The sequence below is a fragment of the Bradyrhizobium sp. genome, from assembly GCF_019244115.1.
In the GTDB taxonomy this organism is placed as follows: Bacteria; Pseudomonadota; Alphaproteobacteria; order Rhizobiales; family Xanthobacteraceae; genus Bradyrhizobium.
The window spans coordinates 1-3118 of the sequence record NZ_JAFATE010000306.1 but is presented as its reverse complement, the minus strand read 5'-3'; the positions used below and the strand labels follow the sequence as shown (position 1 = coordinate 3118).

General features: G+C 65.0%; 2 protein-coding genes. One reads left to right on the top strand and one right to left on the bottom strand.

Annotated features, from left to right (window positions below):
- The first annotated feature begins 328 nt into the window (after nucleotides 1–328).
- Nucleotides 329–1990 (top strand): IS1634 family transposase, encoded by a 1662-nt coding sequence (locus JOZ76_RS13695; RefSeq protein WP_291699161.1) that lies wholly within the window; start codon nucleotides 329–331, stop codon nucleotides 1988–1990.
- Between the two features lie 38 nt (nucleotides 1991–2028).
- Here JOZ76_RS13695 and JOZ76_RS13690 read toward each other — a convergent pair.
- A protein-coding gene (locus JOZ76_RS13690) for an IS5 family transposase (RefSeq protein ID WP_291699162.1) occupies nucleotides 2029–2797 on the bottom strand; the annotation gives its coding sequence in 2 pieces (ribosomal slippage) (nucleotides 2029–2496 and nucleotides 2498–2797; 768 coding nt in all).
- Nucleotides 2798–3118: the final 321 nt, after the last annotated feature.

Here is a 3118-nt window from a genome sequence, read left to right as displayed (position 1 = left end):
CAATTTTCGTGGAATACGAAGGATTGTATCTCCATTCTTCTGTACCATTTCTACGAGTCGTGAAGCTGTCCAGAACGCGATTGCATATGAACTATTAAGGCGGATAGTATTATAGATCGAACTGCGACGTGTCGCTCTGGTGCCATCGCCTATTTTGACCCATCTTTTACAGTTGGCGGGCTGTCGGTACGATATCGGTTTGAATAATCGCGTCTTGTCAGGTTGCTATAGGAGCGGCCGCCGGCATGGCGCAAGGTGTAGTGCTAAATTCTGCGGCTACTAGGCATTTAGTGATTGACGACTCGCCTGTGCTCTGAATGCTAGGGGTATGTTCGTCCGCGAGAAGCGCATCGGTTCCTACAGCTACGTCTACCTGGTCGAAACCGTCCGTGAGGACGGGCGCGTCAAACAGCGCATCATTCGCAACCTCGGCCGCAAGGAGGAGGTGGAGCGCCGCGGCGACCTCGATCGCCTCGCCCGCTCCGCCGCCCGGCTGGCGCAACGTTCGCTGGTGCTCTCCGCGCTCGATGCGGACGGTGCCTTGCAACTCGCCTGCAAGCGCATCGGCCCGCCGTTGCTGTTCGAGCGGCTCTGGCGCGATAGCCAGTGCAGCGTGGTCCTGCACGAACTGCTCGACGGTCGCGGCTTTGGCTTCCCGGTCGAGCGGGCGGTCTTTCTCACCGTGCTGCACCGGCTGATGGTCTCCGGCTCGGATCGTGCCTGCGAGCAGTGGCGCGAGGACTATCGCATCGACGGCGTCGCGGACCTGCAGCTGCATCACCTGTATCGAGCAATGGCCTGGCTCGGCGAGGAATTGCCCGAGGACGAGCAGGCCGGCCGCACGCTGGTGCCACGCTGCATTAAGGACCTCGTCGAGGAGCGGCTGTTCGCCTGCCGACGCGACCTATTCTCCGATCTCTCCGTGGTGTTCATGGACACCACGTCGCTCTATTTCGAGGGTGAGGGCGGCGAAAGCCTGGGCGAACGCGGCCATTCGAAGGACCATCGGCCGCAGCTCAACCAGATGATCGTCGGCGTCGTGCTCGACCAACAGGGACGGCCGGTTTGCTCGCAGCTGTGGCCCGGCAACACGGCGGATGTGACGACGCTGATCCCCGTCATCGACCGACTGCGCAGCCGCTTCGGCATCGCGCGCGTTTGCGTCGTCGCCGACCGCGGCATGGTCAGCAGTGCAACCATCGCCACGCTCGAGCAACGCGGCCTTGACTACATCCTCGGCATGCGCGAGCGCAGCGCCAAGGAGGTGCGCGAGGTCGTGCTGGCCGACCCGGCGCCGAGCGTCCCGCTGGTCATCCCGCGCGCCGGACGGTCCGACACCGAGCTGCAGGCCAAGGAGGTCATGGTCGGCGAGCGCCGCTACATCGTCTGCCGCAACCTCAGCGAAGCGGCGCAGGCCGCCCGCACCCGCGACGCCGTGCTCGCGGCCCTGCGCGCCAAACTCACGCAAGGCGACAAAGCGCTGGTCGGCAACAGCGCCTATCGCCGTTACCTGAAGACGCCCGATGAACGGCACTTCCAGATCGATGACGCACGGGTCGCCGAGGATGCCCGTTACGACGGGCTCCACGTACTGCGCACCAGCACGCGGCTGCATCCGCTCGAGGTGATGCGCCGCTACCGCGAGCTGCTCGTGGTCGAGCAGCTGTTCCGCTCGGCCAAGGCGCTGCTGGCGACGCGACCGATCTATCACCAGACCGACGCGGCGATCCGCGGCCATGTGTTTTGCAGCTTCCTCGCCCTGGTGCTGCGCAAGGCGCTGGAGGAGCGGCTGGCAGCCGCACGGCTGAAGCCGGAGTGGCGCGACCTGCTCGCCGATCTCGATCGCCTGCAGGAGATCACCGTCGTGCAGGACAGCAAGCGCCTGATCCTGCGCACGCCGACGACCGGTGTAGCCGGCAAGGCGTTCCAGGCGGTCGGTGTCGCCCTGCCGCCCAACATCCAGGACGCGGAGCTCCCGGCAGCGGCCTGAATTGTTGCAGAAACCGGCGAAAACGTAGTGCTAAGTGCCTATCTCGGTAGGGCGTGACGCCAGGTGATAATGCCGCAGGCGAGGTGGAGCGGGGCCAGATAGTTCGCGGGCTTCTTGGCCCAGCGGATCAGGATGGAGCGAAAGCGGTTGAGCCAGGCGTGTGTGCGTTCGACGACCCAGCGTCGTGCTTTGGCACGGGCGTGACGCTTGGCCCAGGCTTCCTCGCCGCGGCTGCGCAGATGCAGGGTGAAGCCGAACGCCTCTGCCAGGGCGCGCGGCTCGTCATAGTCGAACCCTTTGTCGAGACAGAGATGCTGGGGCTGACGGCGGGTCGGCTTGGGGCGCCGCACCGGGATGGCCGCGAGGGTCTGACGCATCAGTTTATGGTCGTTGCGGTTGGCCCCGTCGATCACCGCCCCGAGCGGGACGCCGCGGCCGTCGGTCAGCAGTGAGCGCTTGACCCCGGACTTGCCCCGGTCCGTGGGATTGCGGCCGGTTTTTTCCCCCACCCAGCGGCGCTTTCCCCATCGCCCCGTCCAGCGCCAGCCAAGTCCAGTCAATGCCCGTCAGGGCGTCATAGGCCAGTAGCCCCTGGCGCCAGAACGTCGCGAACACCCCGGCCCTGACCCACTCCTGAAAGCGCCGGTGCGCCGAAGAGGAGGAACAAATCTTGGTCTCCCTCAGCGCATTCCACTGCCACCCCGTCCGCAGCACGAAAAAGATCGCGTCCATCGCCGCCCGGTCCGGCACCCGCGGGTTATGGCAGCCGAGCGGGTGCTTCGGCCGCGGTGGCAGCAACGGCTCCATCTGCACCCACAGTCTATCCGGCAGACGCCAGCCATCATCCCGAACAGGTCGTCTCTTGGCCTTCAGCCCAGTCCTTTTCAGCATTCATCATAGATGGTGATCCACCACGCCTCTGCCTACCGGGATAGGCACTAAGGCGCGACCGCGCGCCTACAAGAACCCGACAACACAAGAGTTTTCGAATCCCACTGTCAAACTCGGGTCAAGCGCGGCGACAAAGCGCTGCTCGGCAATTCCGCCTACCGGCGGTATCTGCGCCGCACCGGCCAGAGCCGCGCCTTCGAGATCAATCCCGGCAAGCTGGCCGATGAGGCCCGCTTC

Excerpts from the sequence above, each read along its gene's own strand:
- JOZ76_RS13695 (WP_291699161.1), top strand. The coding sequence starts at position 329 with ATGTTCGTCCGCGAGAAGCGCATCGGTTCCTACAGCTACGTCTACCTG.